This window comes from endosymbiont GvMRE of Glomus versiforme, assembly GCF_003546845.1.
The window spans coordinates 62,430-80,912 of record NZ_NWVA01000006.1 but is presented as its reverse complement, the minus strand read 5'-3'; the positions used below and the strand labels follow the sequence as shown (position 1 = coordinate 80,912).

25 protein-coding genes are annotated in these 18,483 nt (G+C 32.1%); 5 read left to right on the top strand and 20 right to left on the bottom strand.

Annotated features, from left to right (window positions below; genetic code table 4):
- The first annotated feature begins 101 nt into the window (after nucleotides 1-101).
- Entirely contained in the window at nucleotides 102-1,442 is a 1,341-nt protein-coding gene (locus tag GvMRE_RS09855; RefSeq protein WP_147411020.1) for a GTPase, read from the top strand.
- A gap of 5 nt (nucleotides 1,443-1,447) precedes the next feature.
- A complete protein-coding gene (locus GvMRE_RS09850) occupies nucleotides 1,448-3,412 on the top strand; it encodes an SH3 domain-containing protein (RefSeq protein WP_147411019.1) in 1,965 nt (654 codons plus the stop codon).
- Between the two features lie 181 nt (nucleotides 3,413-3,593).
- Here GvMRE_RS09850 and GvMRE_RS09845 read toward each other — a convergent pair whose 3' ends face one another.
- The 3 genes from GvMRE_RS09845 to GvMRE_RS14415 all read right to left on the bottom strand — a co-directional run bounded on the left by GvMRE_RS09845 (nucleotide 3,594) and on the right by GvMRE_RS14415 (nucleotide 5,348).
- On the bottom strand, nucleotides 3,594-4,070 hold the full coding sequence (locus GvMRE_RS09845; RefSeq protein ID WP_147411018.1) for a hypothetical protein: 477 nt from the start codon (nucleotides 4,068-4,070) through the stop codon (nucleotides 3,594-3,596).
- A 1-nt stretch (nucleotide 4,071) separates the two neighbouring features.
- A complete protein-coding gene (locus tag GvMRE_RS09840) occupies nucleotides 4,072-4,260 on the bottom strand; it encodes a hypothetical protein (RefSeq protein WP_147411017.1) in 189 nt (62 codons plus the stop codon).
- 965 nt (nucleotides 4,261-5,225) lie between these two features.
- A complete protein-coding gene (locus GvMRE_RS14415) occupies nucleotides 5,226-5,348 on the bottom strand; it encodes a hypothetical protein (RefSeq protein ID WP_281267972.1) in 123 nt (40 codons plus the stop codon).
- A 43-nt stretch (nucleotides 5,349-5,391) separates the two neighbouring features.
- Here GvMRE_RS14415 and GvMRE_RS09825 point away from each other — a divergent pair, with 43 nt between their 5' ends.
- Entirely contained in the window at nucleotides 5,392-5,760 is a 369-nt protein-coding gene (locus GvMRE_RS09825; RefSeq protein ID WP_147411014.1) for a tyrosine-type recombinase/integrase, read from the top strand.
- Between the two features lie 143 nt (nucleotides 5,761-5,903).
- On the opposite strand, the gene GvMRE_RS09820 is transcribed toward GvMRE_RS09825, so the two are convergent.
- The 5 genes from GvMRE_RS09820 to GvMRE_RS09800 form a co-directional block, all read right to left on the bottom strand.
- Nucleotides 5,904-6,359 (bottom strand): hypothetical protein, encoded by a 456-nt coding sequence (locus GvMRE_RS09820; protein ID WP_147410984.1) that lies wholly within the window; start codon nucleotides 6,357-6,359, stop codon nucleotides 5,904-5,906.
- 1 nt (nucleotide 6,360) lies between these two features.
- A complete protein-coding gene (locus tag GvMRE_RS09815) occupies nucleotides 6,361-6,549 on the bottom strand; it encodes a hypothetical protein (protein ID WP_147410983.1) in 189 nt (62 codons plus the stop codon).
- 277 nt (nucleotides 6,550-6,826) lie between these two features.
- Nucleotides 6,827-7,243, bottom strand: a complete 417-nt coding sequence (locus GvMRE_RS09810) for a type II toxin-antitoxin system PemK/MazF family toxin (RefSeq protein WP_147411013.1) — start codon at nucleotides 7,241-7,243, stop codon at nucleotides 6,827-6,829.
- Nucleotides 7,233-7,508: a hypothetical protein gene (locus tag GvMRE_RS09805; RefSeq protein WP_147411012.1), complete on the bottom strand. Its 276-nt coding sequence runs from the start codon at nucleotides 7,506-7,508 to the stop codon at nucleotides 7,233-7,235. Before GvMRE_RS09805 ends, GvMRE_RS09810 begins: the two co-directional genes overlap by 11 nt.
- 30 nt (nucleotides 7,509-7,538) lie before the next feature.
- Nucleotides 7,539-7,925 carry a hypothetical protein gene (locus GvMRE_RS09800; protein ID WP_147411011.1) on the bottom strand — a complete coding sequence of 129 codons (387 nt, stop codon included), beginning with the start codon at nucleotides 7,923-7,925 and terminating at the stop codon, nucleotides 7,539-7,541.
- A gap of 137 nt (nucleotides 7,926-8,062) precedes the next feature.
- Here GvMRE_RS09800 and GvMRE_RS09795 point away from each other — a divergent pair, with 137 nt between their 5' ends.
- Nucleotides 8,063-8,776 (top strand): hypothetical protein, encoded by a 714-nt coding sequence (locus GvMRE_RS09795; RefSeq protein WP_147410787.1) that lies wholly within the window; start codon nucleotides 8,063-8,065, stop codon nucleotides 8,774-8,776.
- Between the two features lie 453 nt (nucleotides 8,777-9,229).
- Here GvMRE_RS09795 and GvMRE_RS09790 read toward each other — a convergent pair whose 3' ends face one another.
- The 9 genes from GvMRE_RS09790 to GvMRE_RS09755 form a co-directional block, all read right to left on the bottom strand.
- On the bottom strand, nucleotides 9,230-9,970 hold the full coding sequence (locus GvMRE_RS09790; protein ID WP_147410979.1) for a hypothetical protein: 741 nt from the start codon (nucleotides 9,968-9,970) through the stop codon (nucleotides 9,230-9,232).
- 147 nt (nucleotides 9,971-10,117) lie between these two features.
- Complete coding sequence (locus GvMRE_RS13860; RefSeq protein ID WP_172575356.1) at nucleotides 10,118-10,267, bottom strand: EGFR-like transmembrane domain-containing protein; 150 nt, start codon at nucleotides 10,265-10,267, stop codon at nucleotides 10,118-10,120.
- A gap of 301 nt (nucleotides 10,268-10,568) precedes the next feature.
- A complete protein-coding gene (locus GvMRE_RS09785; RefSeq protein WP_147410978.1) occupies nucleotides 10,569-10,793 on the bottom strand; it encodes a hypothetical protein in 225 nt (74 codons plus the stop codon).
- 23 nt (nucleotides 10,794-10,816) lie between these two features.
- Nucleotides 10,817-11,101: a DUF4160 domain-containing protein gene (locus GvMRE_RS09780; RefSeq protein ID WP_147411010.1), complete on the bottom strand. Its 285-nt coding sequence runs from the start codon at nucleotides 11,099-11,101 to the stop codon at nucleotides 10,817-10,819.
- A 3-nt stretch (nucleotides 11,102-11,104) separates the two neighbouring features.
- On the bottom strand, nucleotides 11,105-11,434 hold the full coding sequence (locus tag GvMRE_RS09775; protein WP_147411009.1) for a DUF2442 domain-containing protein: 330 nt from the start codon (nucleotides 11,432-11,434) through the stop codon (nucleotides 11,105-11,107).
- A gap of 6 nt (nucleotides 11,435-11,440) precedes the next feature.
- Entirely contained in the window at nucleotides 11,441-11,956 is a 516-nt protein-coding gene (locus GvMRE_RS09770) for a hypothetical protein (protein ID WP_147411008.1), read from the bottom strand.
- Between the two features lie 134 nt (nucleotides 11,957-12,090).
- On the bottom strand, nucleotides 12,091-12,639 hold the full coding sequence (locus tag GvMRE_RS09765; protein WP_147411007.1) for a hypothetical protein: 549 nt from the start codon (nucleotides 12,637-12,639) through the stop codon (nucleotides 12,091-12,093).
- 11 nt (nucleotides 12,640-12,650) lie between these two features.
- Entirely contained in the window at nucleotides 12,651-13,952 is a 1,302-nt protein-coding gene (locus tag GvMRE_RS09760) for a leucine-rich repeat domain-containing protein (protein ID WP_147411006.1), read from the bottom strand.
- Nucleotides 13,953-13,963: 11 nt separating this feature from the next.
- The gene (locus GvMRE_RS09755) at nucleotides 13,964-17,002 is read right to left on the bottom strand and encodes a protein kinase (protein WP_147411005.1); all 3,039 of its coding nucleotides are present in this window, start codon (nucleotides 17,000-17,002) and stop codon (nucleotides 13,964-13,966) included.
- 50 nt (nucleotides 17,003-17,052) lie between these two features.
- On the opposite strand from GvMRE_RS09755, the gene GvMRE_RS09750 reads away from it, so the two are divergent.
- On the top strand, nucleotides 17,053-17,433 hold the full coding sequence (locus GvMRE_RS09750; protein WP_147411004.1) for an NUDIX domain-containing protein: 381 nt from the start codon (nucleotides 17,053-17,055) through the stop codon (nucleotides 17,431-17,433).
- 216 nt (nucleotides 17,434-17,649) lie between these two features.
- On the opposite strand, the gene GvMRE_RS13855 is transcribed toward GvMRE_RS09750, so the two are convergent.
- The 3 genes from GvMRE_RS13855 to GvMRE_RS09740 are packed head-to-tail and all read right to left on the bottom strand — an operon-like array spanning nucleotide 17,650 to nucleotide 18,447.
- The gene (locus GvMRE_RS13855; RefSeq protein WP_172575360.1) at nucleotides 17,650-17,823 is read right to left on the bottom strand and encodes a hypothetical protein; all 174 of its coding nucleotides are present in this window, start codon (nucleotides 17,821-17,823) and stop codon (nucleotides 17,650-17,652) included.
- Nucleotides 17,824-17,834: 11 nt separating this feature from the next.
- Nucleotides 17,835-18,197 carry a type II toxin-antitoxin system PemK/MazF family toxin gene (locus GvMRE_RS09745; protein WP_172575359.1) on the bottom strand — a complete coding sequence of 121 codons (363 nt, stop codon included), beginning with the start codon at nucleotides 18,195-18,197 and terminating at the stop codon, nucleotides 17,835-17,837.
- Complete coding sequence (locus GvMRE_RS09740; protein WP_147411002.1) at nucleotides 18,190-18,447, bottom strand: type II toxin-antitoxin system CcdA family antitoxin; 258 nt, start codon at nucleotides 18,445-18,447, stop codon at nucleotides 18,190-18,192. Before GvMRE_RS09740 ends, GvMRE_RS09745 begins: the two co-directional genes overlap by 8 nt.
- Between the last annotated feature and the right edge of the window lie 36 nt (nucleotides 18,448-18,483).

Genomic DNA, 18,483 nt, shown 5'->3' with positions numbered 1-18,483 from the left:
TAGTAATAAATAAGAAATCAAACCTTAAAATAAAAAAAGCGGAGGACTAAACATAAATGGTAAATGTAAATGCTCAGGAATGATTGGATAAAAAGTATCTAATGAATGGAAATTGTAAAAGAGGTAATGACTCTGAGAATAAAGGCAAAAGAAGGGCAGAAATCACTGAATTGGATATCAGAAAAGGAAAAGTCGGATGATATTTAAATGAAAAAAACCTAGTCGGTTCTTTAAAATTAGAGGGATTCACTAATTTGCGGACTTTAATAATTTCCTCTCATCAATTAATTGAATTAGATTTAAGTGAATGTAAAAGTCTTGCAGAATTAGATTGTCGCAGTAATGAACTCACTAGTTTGAATGTCAACGGCTGTTCTAATCTCAAAAACATTGATTGCTCTAACAATAATATTAGAAAATTAGATTTAAGTACTTGTCCTAAATTAGAAGTAGTTAATGTAAATAATTGTCTAGAACTTACGTCAGAGAAAATAAAATCTAATCTTTATTACAATGAAGAAAAAGGTAAATTAGTGAAAGATGATTCAAAAGTAAAAAGTGGTCCTCAAATAACTAAAGCCAAAGATGGTGATACCCGAAATATCTTAATAATTGGCATAACTGGCAATGGTAAATCGGCTTTGGCTAATACTTTGTCTGACACATCTGTCGCTAACCATTTCAAAGAGGGAAGTTCTAGCACTAGTGTAACTAAAAACTTTCAGAAAAGTGATATTTTTGAATGACAAGGTAAAAGATACCGAATAATTGATAATATTGGTTTTGGTGATACTAACAATATTTCTGATAAAGATGTTTTATTTGAAATAGGAAAAGGAATTCACTCTTCTAAAGAAGGAATAAATCAAATCTTGTTTGTTTTCAAAGGTCGATTCTCTCCTGAACACAGAGCAGCTTTTAATTTATTTAAGAATTTAATTGCAGAAACTAAAATTATTGGATTTACTACTTTAGTACGGACTCATTTTGAGAATTTTAGAACCCAGCAAGAATGTCAAAAAGATAAAGATGCTTTGCTTACTCAAGGAAGAGAGGTTACTGAGATAGTTAATTCTTGTAAAGATATAATTTATGTGGACAATCCGTCGACACAAACAAGTGGAGATGAGAAAAAGAGAGCAAAGTCAAAAGAAAGAGTGCTTAATCATCTAGCCGAGAACTGTCAAGAAATTTATAAATTAAAAGAATGAGACAGTATTCATGACCAGGTTGCTAAGTGCATGAATCAAATAGAAAAAAAAGAGCAAGAGTTAGTGCAAACTGATAATTCTTCAGAAAAAACCAAATTACAAGGTGAAATAAAAGAAAACAAAAATAAAATTGCTGAGGAAGTAAATGTTGGGTTAGAAGCAAGTTTTGGACCTTTATCGGCATGAATAGAAGTGAAAAACCCCAACATTTGACCTTTCAATAAAAAGTAAAAAACATGGCAGACTCTAAAACAATACTTCTTATTGGAAGATCAGGAAGGGGAAAATCAACCCTAGCTAATGTGATTACTAATACTAATAAATTTAAGGAAAGTTCGGGTAGTATAAGTGAAACTAAAAAAGTTCAATTCGAACAATTTGAAGATAAAGATAATGGAATTAACTATTCAATAATAGATACTCCGGGTATTGGAGATACTAAAATGTCGGACAATGAAGTATTAGACATTATTGCTGAAGCAGTTTATTTGGCGAGGAATGGAATAGGTCAAGTTTTTTTTGTCTTCGATGGTCGATTTGACCAATACGAAATGGCTACTTATGATTTATTAAGAACTATTATTTTTGATCAAGACATCACCAACCATACTACTATAGTTCGTACTCGTTTCCCTGAATTCAGGGATGAAAAAGAAAATCAAAAAGATATTGATTCAATGATAAAAGAAGCTAAAGATAAAGAAGACGAATTAAGAAAAAACATTGCTGCTAAGGAAAAAGAAATGGAAAGTCTATCTTCAGATAGCGAGCAGTATCAAAGGTTACTTAAAGAGATTGAGCAATCAAAAAAAAAACTTGCAGCTACTAATTTGACCAAGATAGTTGAATCTTGCCAAGAAAGAATTATTTACGTGGATAATCCATCTACCAATATTACTTCTCCTGATGATGAAGATAAAGAAGAAAGAATAGAAAGAGAAGAGTTAATAAGTGAAAGCAAAAGCAGAAGGAACAAGTCTAGAGAAATTCTCTTAGAACACCTAAACAAAAATTGCCAAAAAACTCTTTATAAGCCAGGAAAACTAATTCAATTGAGTAATGACATTGCTGATGATTACTTTCAATATCTCAAAAAAAAAGAAGAATTGCAAAAAGAATTAGACAAATTAAAATCTGAAGAAGACAATCCAATTAGTGTTCAAGTTTTGGAAGATCAAGTTAGCAAAAAAAATTCTTCAAAATCAAGCCAATTTTTAAAGTCAATTATCGAAGTAACTAACTGTTGTAAAAGAAGCAGAAAAGAAGAAAAAGATGATGTAAGCGAGGAAGATAATGTCGGCACTGGAATTATTGGAATCAATGAAATAATTGCTCAGCTCCAAGATAGAAAAGCTAAACTCCGAAAAGAAATTGAGGAAAAGGAAAAAACCATTCGTCAAAAAGTATTGAAACATATTTTTAATAACTATCAAGCAATAAGTAAAGAACTAGGAGGAGATATTTTCCTCAATAGTGTGGCTGGTGACAATAATTGAACAGAGATTAATAAAGAATTCAATAACAAAGAATTAATAGTAAAATGACTGAGTCAGGGATTTGATTACCAACAAACTCAAAAATGATCTATTGCTTTGGGAGATGATTTTAGTCCCCAAATTGATGCTGGTTTTTGTGCTTGATTAAGAGATGTTAAACAATTAATGGTAGACAAAGTAAAGAGGCGCAGTTATCCTTGTAATAATGTTGGGCAATTAAGAAAAGAATATCTTCAACAATTAGAAAAAGAAACTGAAATACTTGATCGATATAATAGTAATTCTCAACATTTTTCTAAAAAAAGCATTGTTCAATTTCAAGAGGATTCAGGCTTAGTTTTTCACAGAGGTCTTGCATTAGCAGTGGCGGCAGAGAGCGGGAATATATCAATTAAAGAATTACAAAATCAGGGTTCATTGATGAATCAGGGTTCACGTAAGGAAATTGGTGCAACTGGTGCATACTATGCAAAGTATTCTTTTTCTGCAAAAGAAGAAACTGAATTAGATTTTAAAGCTGGCGATATAATTTTTGTTATCGATGACAGTGATGATGTTTGATGGTTGGGACGAAAATTTGGTAGCAACGGTTCTATTGAAGAAGGAGTTTTTCCAAGGAATTATGTAGAAAGGGAAAAAGTGGATGAACAGTACCAGTCCCAAATCCTCCAGCCTACCAATCCACCCTTCAACCTCAACAATTAACCCCAAAAAAAAAAGTAGAGTTTCCCCACATTTCCCCCCTTTTCTAACCAAAATCCTCCCTTTTTTCCTTTCTTCCCCAAAATATTGAAATCTAGCCCGTTTCAGCTCCTTTCCACCCGTTTCTCCCCAACTTTCGCCGGTCAATTAATTAAATAAGTAATTAAATTTTATTATTTTTAATCTATCCCAACCCTTTTACCAATTCTTTTCAGTTCTGTAATCTTTCCAGCTCTTTTACTTCATAGAGGGTTCACAGAAAAGCCTCAATATCTTGGGTTAATTCTTGGTGTTCGGTGCCATGTTCTTGACCGAAATTTAGTTTATAATTAGCCATAAGACAGTGAGCTAATTCATGGGCGATAGTGTTGATTAGTTTGCGAAAGCCAAAATGGTCGGTAAAGTTAGGAATATCACTTTTTAATCCGGCTAAACAGTAAGCAAATAGAATGTTTAAATGGATTTCTTTGGTGTAAATGGTTAAGTTTCCTATCTCTTCTTTTCCTAGTCTAGTTCTGCCGTGTCAGTTGTAACTTAGTTGAAATCCACCAAACTTGACTACTGCGGAGCGTAGAGGATAAATGTTGCCGTGTTTTTTAATTAAAATGTCCTGGTAAGCTTGATAAGTGGCATTAATTAGATGTTCAAAATAAGTCTCCATTTTATTTTTTTGGTTTGAATGTTGTGCTACTTTTAGCGATATCTTTGCCGCTACAAATTACTTCAATGCTAAAACTGCCTTTTTCTTCGGGTTCTTTATCAGCTCTTTCTTTTAAGCTCAACAATAATTCTCGCATTCGTTTATCACTTATTCTCTTTGGTTTAGGAGTTTCTTTTTGGTTTAGTTTCATATAAGAGTTTTTGTTAATTTAAAAAAAAGAACCAAAAAAAAATAATCCAGTCACCTCGCTCTGCTCTTTAATAATGCAAAACCTCCTCTTTTCACCATTTTTAAGTGAATTTCGCCAAAAATACTTAAAATCTACCTATGAACTCCCCAAACCAATTGTCTCTCTTTGACCTTATCCAAGATTGTTATCAAATTGGTTGTCATTATCTCAACATTATTCCTTATAAGCAAGTAGTTTTCAAGGGATTTTACAGCGAAAAATTGTTCACTGAAATCTCTAATAATAAGCAAATTGCTCAGTCTCTTCGTTTAAACCTTAATGACCTGCATCAAAAACAAGAATTTGCGGAGTTACTTCAACGAGTGCCAAAAGAATTTGCTGGTATAACTTGAGCCTTAACTAATGAAAGCTGAATTACTCTTAATCCTACCTATTGTCAACCACTTCTCCAAGGAGATTTAAGTTATTTGCTTTGTCATGAAATTACTCATGCTGTCTTACATAATTTAGACATTTATTGAGGCCATTCTTCTCCTCATAGTGAATTAACGGCTTATCTATGACAATATTGCCAAAAGAAATATAGTCACCAACAATTAGTAAAACTACNTTGACCGAAATTTAGTTTATAATTAGCCATAAGACAGTGAGCTAATTCATGGGCGATAGTGTTGATTAGTTTGCGAAAGCCAAAATGGTCGGTAAAGTTAGGAATATCACTTTTTAATCCGGCTAAACAGTAAGCAAATAGAATGTTTAAATGGATTTCTTTGGTGTAAATGGTTAAGTTTCCTATCTCTTCTTTTCCTAGTCTAGTTCTGCCGTGTCAGTTGTAACTTAGTTGAAATCCACCAAACTTGACTACTGCGGAGCGTAGAGGATAAATGTTGCCGTGTTTTTTAATTAAAATGTCCTGGTAAGCTTGATAAGTGGCATTAATTAGATGTTCAAAATAAGTCTCCATTTTATTTTTTTGGTTTGAATGTTGTGCTACTTTTAGCGATATCTTTGCCGCTACAAATTACTTCAACACTAAAACTTCCTTCTTCGTCAGGAGTGTTTTCTGCTTCTTTTTTTAAACTTAACAACAATNGTTTACGAATAACTGAAGCAGTGAGATTTGATTTAAATATGGAACACCAGAATCCTGAATATAGAGGGTTGTATTTATTGCGGGGCAAAAGAAGCAAAGAAAGATGGATTTATATTTCACCAGAAATTATTAAGGAATTAAGAAAGAGAAATTGAAAACCCAACACAGCTACTCGGTTTGGTTTTTTTAAATTTTTGAGAAAGGTTAGAAAAGAATTAAATATTGCTGAGAATATTGAATCTGAACCCCATACTTTAAGAAGATGTTTTGCTACTTATAATGCTTTAAATGGTATGCCTTTACCGGTATTGCAGAAGGTTTTGGGACATACTAGAATTAGTACTACTGCTTTATATATTAAAGATAGCGATTTAAGTAATTTGGTTAAGTTTAAGCCGATGAGGTAAGAAGTTTAGAAGAATTAATTGAAGGTAATTTGAATTTTTTGAAAGGGATTCAGAAAAAAAAGATTTTTAATAACCAAATCAACAAAATAGGAACAAAAAGGGAAAATAAACTCCAAAATCTTCTTTTGGTTTGATAACTTCACTTATTTCAATCCCTGTAATCTTTCTAACTCTTTTACTTCATAGAGAGTTCACAGAAAAGCTTCAATATCTTGGGTTAGCTCTTGGTGTCTTTCGTCGTGTTTTTGACCGAAATTTAGTTTATAATTAGCCATAAGACAGTGAGCTAATTCATGGGCGATAGTGTTGATTAGTTTGCGAAAGCCAAAATGGTCGGTAAAGTTAGGAATATCACTTTTTAATCCGGCTAAACAGTAAGCAAATAGAATGTTTAAATGGATTTCTTTGGTGTAAATGGTTAAGTTTCCTATCTCTTCTTTTCCTAGTCTAGTTCTGCCGTGTCAGTTGTAACTTAGTTGAAATCCACCAAACTTGACTACTGCGGAGCGTAGAGGATAAATGTTGCCGTGTTTTTTAATTAAAATGTCCTGGTAAGCTTGATAAGTGGCATTAATTAGATGTTCAAAATAAGTCTCCATTTTATTTTTTTGGTTTGAATGTTGTGCTACTTTTAGCGATATCTTTGCCGCTACAAATTACTTCAACACTAAAACTTCCTTCTTCGTCAGGAGTGTTTTCTGCTTCTTTTTTTAAACTTAACAACAATTCTCTCATTTGTTTATCACTTATTCTTTTTGGTTTAGTTGTTTCTCTTTGGTTTAGTTTCATATAAAAGTTTTTGTTAGTCTAAAAGAAAGAACCAAAGAAAATTTTGCCCGCAAGTCCCATTTCCTCTCAATTTCAGTGAAAAATATTACAAAAAATCCTTGTTTCTTCCCATTTTTGAGTGAAAATAATGAAATTTAGCCCTTTTCCTGCTCTTTTTCCCTAAATATTTAAAAAATGAGTAATTTTTAAGGCTTTTAAAAGTGAAAATACTGCTAAATTTCCTTGTAAATCTGCTATTTTTTCAATATTAATGAGGCAAACCCTTAATTTTTTGTAATTATCATTCCTCACTATCAAAAGCAACTTTCCAAGCCACTTTTACCTTTTCCATTGTTTCTCTGCTGGCTACTCCTAAATACTTTTCTAACCTTAATTCTCGAAAAACAGTAAAAGGGTGATTAAGAACTATTTTACTAGGTTCGTCTAAACCAGTTTCCGGAGTATTTTTGATAAAGACTTCGAACAAACGAACATTTTCTAAATCATCCGTAGTCATCATAGCAACAACTACAAAATTGTCATACTCATTTTGAATATCACTACTGATTACTAAACCAGGACGGTAATCTTTGGAGAACTCCTTAATTTTATCACACTTTATTAATCAGATTTCCCCTCGGCGGGGAATACTTGGTATTTCGCCTCTTTTTGGAGTTTTGTTTTTAACTTCTCTTTTTAACTGCTTATTTGTCATTTGAATCCTCAAATTGGGTTCTTTCCATAGCCTTTAATTCTCTTTGAAGCCTTTTGTTTTTAGCTTGGGCTTGGTAGTCTTTAATTAGTTGTTTTCGCAAATTTTCCTTTTGGTTTTGCTCCTCTGTTATTAGTTTTTCCTCCAATACTTGTTTAATAAAGGTGCTGATTTTGCCTTTCCCTGCCTTATTTATTAACTTCTGGTATAAGGAAGTTGGTAAGTAAATGCTAAATGTATGTCTTGGTTCTATTCTTGCTATTCTCATATATTAATTTTATGTTTAACGCTAGGAATTTTAAATCTTATTTATAGCTTTCAGAACAATTTTATAGGCTCTATTCTTGTTTAATTCTCTAATCTTACCATACATAAAACACTTCCCCCCCTTCCCCCTCCTCAAACCCGCCGTTGTCGCCCCTCGGGTTGACTCCCTTCGGTCGTCAATTCCCTTCGGGGCTTCCAATTCGGCGTAAATATTACAAAAAAGTTGCGTTTTTCACTCTTTTTCTCCTATTTTCGCCGCACATTCAGCCTTAATTTTTATATAACTTGGACTGTTTCACAGTCCAAAAAGCCCTCCGGGCTTAATAAAAAAAAAATAATAATGATTGAGGCTTAAAATTTTTAATAAGTGATGCTGTTTTTTCCTTTTTTTGCCTGTGCTTTTTTGTATCCAAAGCACAGGTTTTAAGTATTAAATAGGGAAAATCCTTTAATTTTCCTTATTAAATGGGGCAAAATAGGGTTTTTGAAGGAAAATTTTTTTTGCTACTTTTTTTTAAATGAGACAATAGACGGACAGATATTAAAAATATCTCTATGAAAAGCAAAGGTGATAATTTGTTAGAGAGGAGTATTTTTAATTCAAAAGAGATAAATAAATCTCCTTTAAAAAGAGTAGGAAAGAAACATTTCAAAACTCCTACTTGTCAGTGATGCAGTTCACCAGAAATTAGATTGGTGCCAGTGAGTTCACTTTGGAACCTAAAACCCCCAGAAACCCCTCGTTATCAAAAACTTTGGCAAGAACGCGGCTGACCAACGAAACTGAACTTATGCTATTATTGTAAACAGAACTGTGAGTTAGCACATAGAGAAGTTAACTTGTGGCTGTGTCCCCGGTGTCATAAGTGTTTGATTTATCGTTTAGAGAATAAGCCGGGAAAGGCGGCTTATGAGCAATTGCCGGTGAATTGCTTGTGGTGCGGTTGGAAAAAGAAGCGTTTGACTAAAAAACAGCAAAAGAAAATCACCGACCAAGTAATTAAGAGTGGGCTGAGTTATCAGAGAAGTAAGAAAACCGCGAGCAAGAATTATTTTGCTTGGTGTAGTTTTTGTGAAGGAGTGATAGTTGGTAAGCAAAAAGATAAAGGAGTTAAAAACCGCAACCAAATACGCTTTTGAACTGATAAAGTTGGTGAGGAAAAGTTGATTTGTAATAAATGCTTGCGGGAAAATGGGGAATTTCAGCAGTTATTGTTAGGTAAATATAAGGGGAGGTGAAGAAAGTATAAGAGTAGGGGGTTGATTTAAAGCAGAAAGGCTTTGTTGCTTTAAAAAACATTATATTCCATGACGAGCAAAGAAACATCGCCCCAAAAAAGCCAAAAAAGAAGTAATTACCTATTTTCTTTATCCGCTAGAAGACCAAAAAATTATGGTCAATGACCACTTAATTAAATATTTCTGCATTAGTTCTCACTGTGATAAACATTTAGAACATGGCATCACTCATGAATTAATTATGAAACTAGTTCAATTATTAAACAGCCGCTATTTTCCTTTTAGTGGCAAACAACCCAAGAAAAAGAATTATTTTAAAGAATACTCACCAAATCACTGCGTTAGCAATTCACTTTTAATTGGAAGGGCGTTAACCTTTTTAGCGTTTTTACATAATGGTTTTTTGGTTAAAAATAAAGGCTATTTATTGGAAACCTTAATTATTTTATGATTAGTGAGTTTTTTGCTCTTGCTGCTGATTGTTTATTCCCTCTGCTGTATAAAAGCCATTTGCTGCGAACCAGTACTTATTTCTGCCATTAGGGCTTGGACTTGGTTTTGTAATTCTTGGTGCTCCTGTTTTAAGTCTACTAGTTCTTTCTCTACTTTCTCTTTATCTTTTTTAGTTTGCTCTAATTGAGTTTGGAGAGATTGATTCTCTGTTTGCAATTGACCGTTAGTATTATTAGCAATAGTTAGGGAACTATTAAGATTAGTAATAGTCTGCTGATTTTGTTGATAAATATTCTGTTGATTTAATTGGTTGATTTGACTTTGCAATTCCTGTTTTTGTCTATCTATTTTTTCTTGAAATTCTTGCCTGGCAGTGTCTAGTTGATTTGTTAAATCTTCAATATTATTTCTAAAAACTTCTTCGCTTTGTTGTTGTTGGTTAAGTTTTTGTTGTAATTCTTGGATTTGAGTAGTTAAATTATCAACATTTTCTCCTTGGGCTTGGATTTCTCCTAATTTCTCTGCTAATAAATTAATAGTCTTCCGGTCTTGTTCTTTTATTCATTCAAAAATAAATTTCTCTATTCCGGAACCAATTAAAGGTTTTTGTGGATTTTCTCTTGCTTTTCCTAAACAAGCTTTTTTTCAGTTATCTTCGTTCTCTAAAACTTGTAATCATTCTTCGTATCTTCCTGCTTGGTTTTTATTTTCTTCACTTTCTGCTATTTTAGCCAAAAGTCAATTTCTAAATTCTTCAAAATTATGTGTCATAATAGTTATTTTTATAGACAATAAAACAATATTTTCCTTTTTTGGTTCTTGCTTTTTTTTCCTTGTTCCAATTCCCTAATTTGTTTTTCTATCTCAACTATTTTTTTAATTGGCGGTTGCCTCTTCTTAATTCAGGAAGAGCATTGTTTAATCTTTTTCAAAATATTTGTTTTTCCTTTTACCTAATCAGTAACCAATTGCTAAGACTGCTAAACAAAACAATACCAAACCGCCAATTAGTAAATAAGTGCTGCTATTAAGAAATTTGTCGTTGCTTTGGCTATTATTTGCCGCCACTTCTCTAACTTCTGCTCTCTATGGTCTTTCTTGGTTCACTATCTCTTGTAATTGTGCCAAGTGAGCGTTATGGCTAGTGTGTCCGCGATTAACTAAATTCTTGGCATATTCCAGTAAATCCATTAAAACTGTGCCTTGCCAAGAAACTACACGGAACTTTTTGTCTTTAATTCCTTGGACTAGTTTAGCAAACTGTTCGCTAGTGAGATTATTTAGATTCTTGGTTTTTACTGGGTTATTTTCAACATTTATGGCTTCTAAATTAGGAAAAGTAGACAGTAATCAAGCAAAATCTATTTCTTTAATTTGGTTGCCAAAAATTAAGTTTTTTTAACTGGGATTTGTTGGCGAGAGAGTTTAAAAAGTCCAAGTTTTCAAACTTATTATTATAAGAATTTAAACTTTGGAGGGTGGTAAATTCACTTAAATCAGCATTACCGGAAAGGTCTCTATTGCTAATGTCTAAATATCTAATTTTGGCTTTTTTGGTGATTTGGTTTATATGTTGTTGGGCGTCATTATTCATATGGATAATTTTATAAATATAATTTACCTATTTTCTATCTTTGCCTTTCTCTTATTTCATTCTGCCAAAAATAAATCTTTGTGCTTGATAACTAATTTTTTTATTTCATTTATTTCCTCGGGTGAAACTCGACCTTGCATTTTTTTGATGGTGATTTCTTGCTGGGACTTTTTATCAGGTTTTTCTAACCAAAACTGAATTTTGCCGTGTGGTGTGCCACGAATATGAATGTGAGCCGGTTCGTGTTTCTTTAAAGGTTCTCCTGCTTTAAAGTAAAAGCGATATTCACCGATTTTTCAGGTTGGCATAGTTTATTCGCAAGGAGCATCAAAGCCGTCCGTAAATTTCTCAATGCCTAATACTTCGTCAAGGTCAGGAAAATAAATCTCTTCTCCTTCTCAAATTTCGTATTTTTTTAATTTATCAGTCGTGGCGTTTTCTATTCCTCATTTAGCAAATCAATCAATGGGAATACTTAATTCTCTACCATCGTTTAATTGAGCGGTTATTTTCTCTTCACCAACAACAAGATTAACAATTGATATTTTTCCTGCCCCACTCGTTATTTCTTCTATTTTTTTTAGTACATCAATTCTTTCGTTTTGTCTAAAACTTTGTAATACTTCTTGTAATCGTGTCATAAACTTCTATTTTTTTTTCAATTTCTCCAAACTTCGCAATTTTTCTTCGGTTATTTCTTCACCAAGAACTTTCCTTAATTCCTCTAAATCCGAGCGTTCATGACCAAATTGCATTATTAACTTTTCTTGTTCCATTCTTTTGAGTTCTTTTTTTACATAATCATTAATTTGTTTCAGTTCAGTTTTCAGTGCTTCATTTTCCTTTCTTAAAATCTGATTCTCTTCTTCTAGTTTTCTTTCTCTATCTGTTTTATCCATAGTGTTATTAATATATTTTTGCTTGTTTTTAGTATATTTGATGGGTTTTTTACCCTTTTTTCACTTGCTTCAAGGATTTTTATAACATCTTGACAGGTAGATTTTATTTTTGGCATAGCGGGGAATGATTTTGACGGGATGTTGGGGTTTAGGTTTCTTGACTGGGATTTTTCCCCAAAAAGTTCAATAAATAAATCAGCCTATAAAAAAGACTATCATCACCAACAAACACCAGAAAATTCAGAGAAATCTAATTGACGTCATAATTAACTTTTGCTTCTTGGCACGGCTTCTCTGGCTTCTTTCAGTGTTAGAACCAGCTCGGGGAATAATAGTTTTGGTTGTTTGGACTTTTATCTCGCCAGTTTGGAAAGAAAGGGAGATAGTTGCTTTAGTTATTATCTTACTTCAAGAACTATAGGCTCTTTTTGGATAATTTTTGCCTCCTGGATAAGAGTCTCTTTTTGTTCTTGCTGAACCTCTTTAAAAACTTCTTGATTCTCTTCAACAATGTCTAGTTCAATCTCATCAAGTTTTTCTTTTTTCTCTTTATTCCTTTTTCCTGGGCAACATATTAATTCACTTAATCTGATACTTGGTTCTAACTTAAAACAGAAAAAAGACAAGACATTACCACAAGTAAATTCAAGTGTTCCTAGTGTGCAGCAATAATTGCCATCGATGATTGTTGCTTCTGATTCCTTGGTTTCTTTACTTAACTCAGGAGAAAGATTAGCATTATTTACAGTGTTAATTGGCATAGATTGGTTATCTATACTTTGCGAATAATTGGTATAACTTAAATTAGCATTATCACCAAAGACACCAACGTTTACTAAATGACCTCCCACGCTTAGTGAGCCAGTAAAATTAAAAGAACCAGTAGTAGACCTAACTGGACTTCTAGTTAAATTATTTTGGTTGGTTGAGTTGATTGAGTTTTCCATGATATTTATTTTTAAGGTTTATCTCTCCAGGATAATCATTTATTAGGTTTTTGTTCAATTTGGGCTTTTTGAGAGCTACTGCCTGCAATTGCCTGGTTTGAAGAGCTGACAGCTGATTGATAAGTGATTGTTTTAAAATCAGCATGGTCACCAACTGTACTGTTGATAATTGCATTACCGGCAATGTTGTAGTTATTTACTACTTGACTTATTTGTTCTTCTCGCTGGTTAAAGTTTGTTTGTAATTTGACAATTTGTGATTGTATATAGAGAAGGTCGTTAATCTCTGCTTCGCTAACTATTTTTGTTTTCAACATCCTTTTTTTAGCAAATTCTAGTTTTTTAGCAGATTCTTCGTTGTCATTTTTAGTTGCTATTTTTTGCTTCTCTAAAAGCTCACTTAATTCATCTAAATCTTCTTCATCTTTTAAGTGGTTTTTGGCGATAATCTCATTCTTTAACTCTTTTAAATCTTTCTCTTTCTTTTCAATTTTTCAGTAAACTTGTTCAAAAGGAGTGAATTTTTCTTTTAAATCTTGGTTAGTCTTTTCGAGATAAGACAAATTTTCTTTTTGTTCTTTTAGTTTTTCTATTAACTCATCAGTAACAATTTCAGTAGAGACAGTTTTTTCTAAAGGTTTTATTTCGTCAGATTTTTCTTTTTCTTCTTTTAGGAGAGAGTTTATAGTTTCTTTTAGTTTTTGGTATTTTTGCTTGAAATCGACAGAATCATCTATAATCATTGGTTGAGGAGAATTATTGTATTCTTCAACCTCTTTTTTTAACCTTTTATTTTGTTCTCGCAAATCAGAAATTGTTTCTAATAGTTCACGAGGTCTTTTTCTGGCTAATTCAACTATTCGATAAGCTTTTTTTCAATCACCCTGATAAGGTTTTAAAAGTTCAACCAATTGAGTTCCCTCATAAGAAAATATTTCTAAACTTTTAGGTAAATATTCCAAATCACTACTGATTTCCTTATTGTAATCTATTTCCAATTTTTCCAATTTTTTTAGATTTGCCAAGAATTCTAAATTGGTTAAAAGATTTTTGCGAACATTTAATTTCTTGATTTGAGAACAGTTTTCAATCAATAAATCTTGCACACCACAATCTCAAATGGTACATTCTTGTAATTGAGGTAAGTTTTTGAGAATTACCCTGTCGATATTTTTAACATTTTGCAAGTATAACTTTTCCAAACTTGGATAGTTTTCAACTATTAGCAATCCTTTGAATACTTCATCTTCAAATTTTATCTTCTTTATTTCTTTAGGATATTCTTTGTTGAATCATTCTTGATTTTTAGTCATGATATTTATTTTTAATTATTAGTTCAAGGTTGATGAATGATTTGAGTTTGTTGTTGACCTTGTTGATACTGATGAAAGCATCCTCTTAATTCATTCAGATCAATAGTATTATCATTTAAAATTTGCTCTGGAGTTAGTTTTACTTCATCTCTTAAATAAGCATAAAAAGCCGGTTCTTGGATGGCTTGAATTTGGTTAGCAGGAGCATGGATATTAATTCAATCTCTAGTTTGTTCATAAGTGAAATTGTGGTTTTGTCAGGCTTGGATTAGTTGAGGAACAAAATTAGAATGAATATTAGCTCAATCTAAAAAATTAAGTTGACTAAGTTCCTCAGTGATTCCAGTAGAAGTAATTTGCTCAGTATCTATTTTCATTGGTTCGGTTTGATATTCTGGTGCTTCGATTAACTTAGATGACTTAAAATTTCCTTGAGCAGTTTTTACTTGTGAATCGTGGGACAATTGTCTTTTTTTTTGTTCTTTTTCGCCTTGATGTTCTAAATCAACTAATTTTTCACAGTAGCGAATAATTTCACCTAAATTTTCTGTGGAAAAGCCTTTTTTTTCTAGTTCTTTTTTTGATGCTTTGATCTCATTTCTTGCTTTCTCATCTTTTTCGTCTTTTATTGATTTTTTTTTATTTTGAATGAAATTTTCTATTAATTCAGCTGATTCACTATGAGATTTTTTAAGAAGATTTATTTCTTCTTCAACTGCTTTTATTTGTAATTCTAATAGAGTAGAAGTTTGCCATTCTTGGGAAAGGTTGTTTTGTGGCGTAGGAAGATTTTTAAAGTCCAATAAACGACTAGTGTAAATAGCTTGGGAGTGAGTTTTAGTCGGAACCAATGAAACCAATGTTTTATTAAGTTCTTTTGTTTTTTTCAGTTGCTTAGAAAAACCTTCCGTGTCTGTTTTATCTCCAATTTTTCTCCACCAATCTCATAAAGTCTTGTCTAGTTCGTTTGCGGTTGGTCTTTGTAGTGGATCAGCATCTCAGCACCTACTAATTAAATCTTTGAGTAATTGAGGTGCTTGTACGTTACCTAAGTTTGGTCGTATCCCTCGACATATTATTTCAGCTAAGTCTTTATTATGAGCTATATCACAATAAGGAGGTAAACCAGAAAATAGTTCATAAGCCACTATTCCCCAAGAATAAATATCTGCTGCCTGGGTATAGGGATTACCACACAAAACCTCGGGGGCTATATAGGATAACACGCCAAAAACTTTAGTTTTATCATTCGCTTCATTGGCAGGTCGACATAATCCTAAGTCGGTAATATAACATGCATTTATACTATTTAATATATTACCTGCATGCAAATCCTTATGGATTAATCCTCGTTCATGAATTGAATTTAACCCTTTTGTAATATAATGCAACTGAAGAAATTTATCCTCAAAATTTAATTTGCCATAATTTTTATTTAGATATTGTCGAAGATCGCCATCATGGACATATTGCATTACCATGGCATAATCCTTGGTTACTGGATCTTGAGAAATTCCATAACATTTGACAATTCCACCAAGATTGTCAAATAATTTATGATGAGTAATTTCTCGTAGAAAATCATTGGTCATGTTTTGAGAATTATTTAAACTTTTTAAAACAACAATTTGAGCACCTTTTCTCTGCCATTTCTTTCGCCATTCGTCCCAAGTATTCTTTCAGCCATAAATATATCCATCATCCCACTTGGCTTTGTATACTCTACCAAAACCTCCTTCAGCTAGATATTCAATATTAGTAAGTTTACAATAAGGTATTCATTCCAATACTTTTTCTGGATCAGTTGCATTTAACTGATATTTTTGGATAAATTGATCAATGTCTTGATTACCGCTGGTTCAATTTTTAAAGTTATTTTGAAAATGTTGGGCATTACAAAATTGACATAAACTGCCCCAACCGTCTCCAGTGTTAGGCTGTTTGCAGTCTCGACACATTCCAAATTTCTGATATCGCACCTTTAATTCTCTTATATTTGGGGTAGTAGGCTGATAGCCTTTTTGTTTCAGATATAACACAGTTTTTAATTCACCTGTGCTTAAGCCAATATCTATTCATTCTTGAGTTTGGGAAAGAGTGAAGAGATTTTTTTTTCATTTCTCGGCCTTTTCATACTCCTTTGGTCGAAAACCAACTTTAATCCATTGTTTTGCTTTTTCATAGGAAAAGCCTGCTCCTTCTCAACCTTTTCTATCTAAATAACCAAATTCTGGATGGATATCCTTTCAAGATTCTTTCTTAATTACTTCTTCTATATTAAGATCTATCGGCTGGTGACCTTTTTGCTTTAAATAAATAGCAAGTTTATAATCATCATAATAGTTTAAGCCAGCTTCTATTCATTGCTTAGCTTCAGTGTAAGTAAGACCAGCTTTTTTTCATTTTTTTTGGTGATATTTAAATCATTCATAAATATTCTCTCAATTCAAATTACTCTTATATTCCTTTCTCAACTCAGTTAAATTTAATCTTTGTTTAGGATTATATCCTTTTTTTTTCTTTAAATACCTAACTAAATCATAATCCATGGGAGTAAAACCTTTGCTTATTCATTTTTGGGTTTGTTCAACAGTGAATCTAAGTTCCTTCCGTGTATAACTTTGACCTTCTCACAATTCTTGTAAACGTGGGGTGAGTTTTGAATGAACGTTTTTTTGATCCTGAGTATCAGATTTGGTAAGTAATTTAAACTTCTCTTCTCTGCATACCTTTTCTTTATCTATTTCATTTTTTTCTCTGTTTTTATATAAATTTTCTTGAATTAAATCTTCTTTTTTTGTATGATCAGAAACATCCTGTTTGTTAATACTTTTCTCAACGCTCAAATTTGGCGTATTATCGTTTTTTTTTACTTTTTCTTCAATTCTGGAAGACAGTCAAAAAAAAAACTCATGGTTTTGAGGATTAAATTTTCCCCCCCAAGCACTAGCTCAATCCTTTACTTGCTCGTAGTTAAATCCTTTATTTTCTCATTCTTGTTGTAACTCAGGAGTGAAATCTTCATGTATATCTTTCCAATCATTAGTCATAATACCTTTTTTTACCCAGCATTCTAAAAAATAACCAAAATATAAAATAAATGTCTGCTAAATTACCAAGTTTTGTGCGAGTAGTTATCCAAAATGAAAAAAGGGAATTACTGGTAATCTTTGAAAAAAAATGAAATTGCTGAGTTTTCCCGGGCGGTAAAATAGAACCGAACGAAACGCCCTTAGAAGCCGCCAAAAGGGAAGTTTTTGAAGAAACTAATTTAATAATTGAAGATTCAGAAATAGTTGCCGAACAGGCTTTTGACACAAAAAATCAGGGTCGCATGGGTTATTTAGTCAAGGCTAATAAATACTCAGGGGAGATAAAAATCAAAGAATTGGATAAGATTACCGATATTAAATTTAAGCAGATAGATTATGATTTTGCTGTCAACAGGCTTTTTTATCCTATCATCTTTGAAGCTGATTAGCAAGAGAAAATGAGAGAAAAAACTCAAAAATTTTTGCTCGTAAAGAAGCAATAAACATAATAGGTTTTGAAATGTTAATAGTCGAGGTTTGCCGAAAAGAAAGCCTGAAATGCCCCAAAGAAAGCACTATTTATGAGAGGATTATTTACATTACAAAAAGTACATTTATCTATTTTTTGTAGTTCTTTACTAAACTTTGGCAGTAAAAGCAATTGTTTAAGTTTTTCATTTCTTTTGCTCCGTAACTCATTTATCTCAACAAGTTAGGCAAGAATTCATGGAGACTTTATTTTTATGTTTATCTTTGAGTTCTCAATATTCTTGTCCTTTGGTAAATGATTTTTTACATTCACAACATTTATTTAAGTCTACGGGAGGCATTTCATTCATAATGAATAATTTTACAAATTAAGTACTATTTTCAGTGCTTTTTTTACTTTTGCCATTATTTTAGGATTGACTACTCCCATTGGCTTCTTATCTATTAAACGCAATTTCTTATTAACTGTATGGAGATAATTACAGCAAATTTTACTGGGTTCAGTTAAGCCTGTTTCCGGAGTGTTCTCAATAAAAACTTCAAAGGTTCGAATTCTTTCTATTTCCTCAGTAGTTAATCCCACTACCACTATATTTTTATCAAACTGGTTCTGAGTGTTGTTGCTAACTATTAAACAAGGACGGTAAGGTTTGGAGAATTCTTTTAGTTTCTCAAACTTGACTAGTCAAATTTCTCCTTCTTGGGGAAAATCTAGGCTACTCATCTTTTTTTCAAGCATCGTTAAGAGTTTCGTCTCAAATGGTGGCTTCTTGTTGTAATTTCTTGTTTTTAGCAATAGATTTATAATCAGCAATTAATTTTTGGTGAAACTCTTCGTTTTTTTGCTGTTCTACTTGTTTAATTTTTTCTTCTACTGCTTCACTTACAAAACGACTAATTTTTATTCCAGCTACTTGGCGGAGTTTTTGATAAGTTTTTTCGGAAAAATAGATATTAGCATTGCGACCAGTCATAATATATATTTTTAATGCTTGCTTAATTAGGCAATG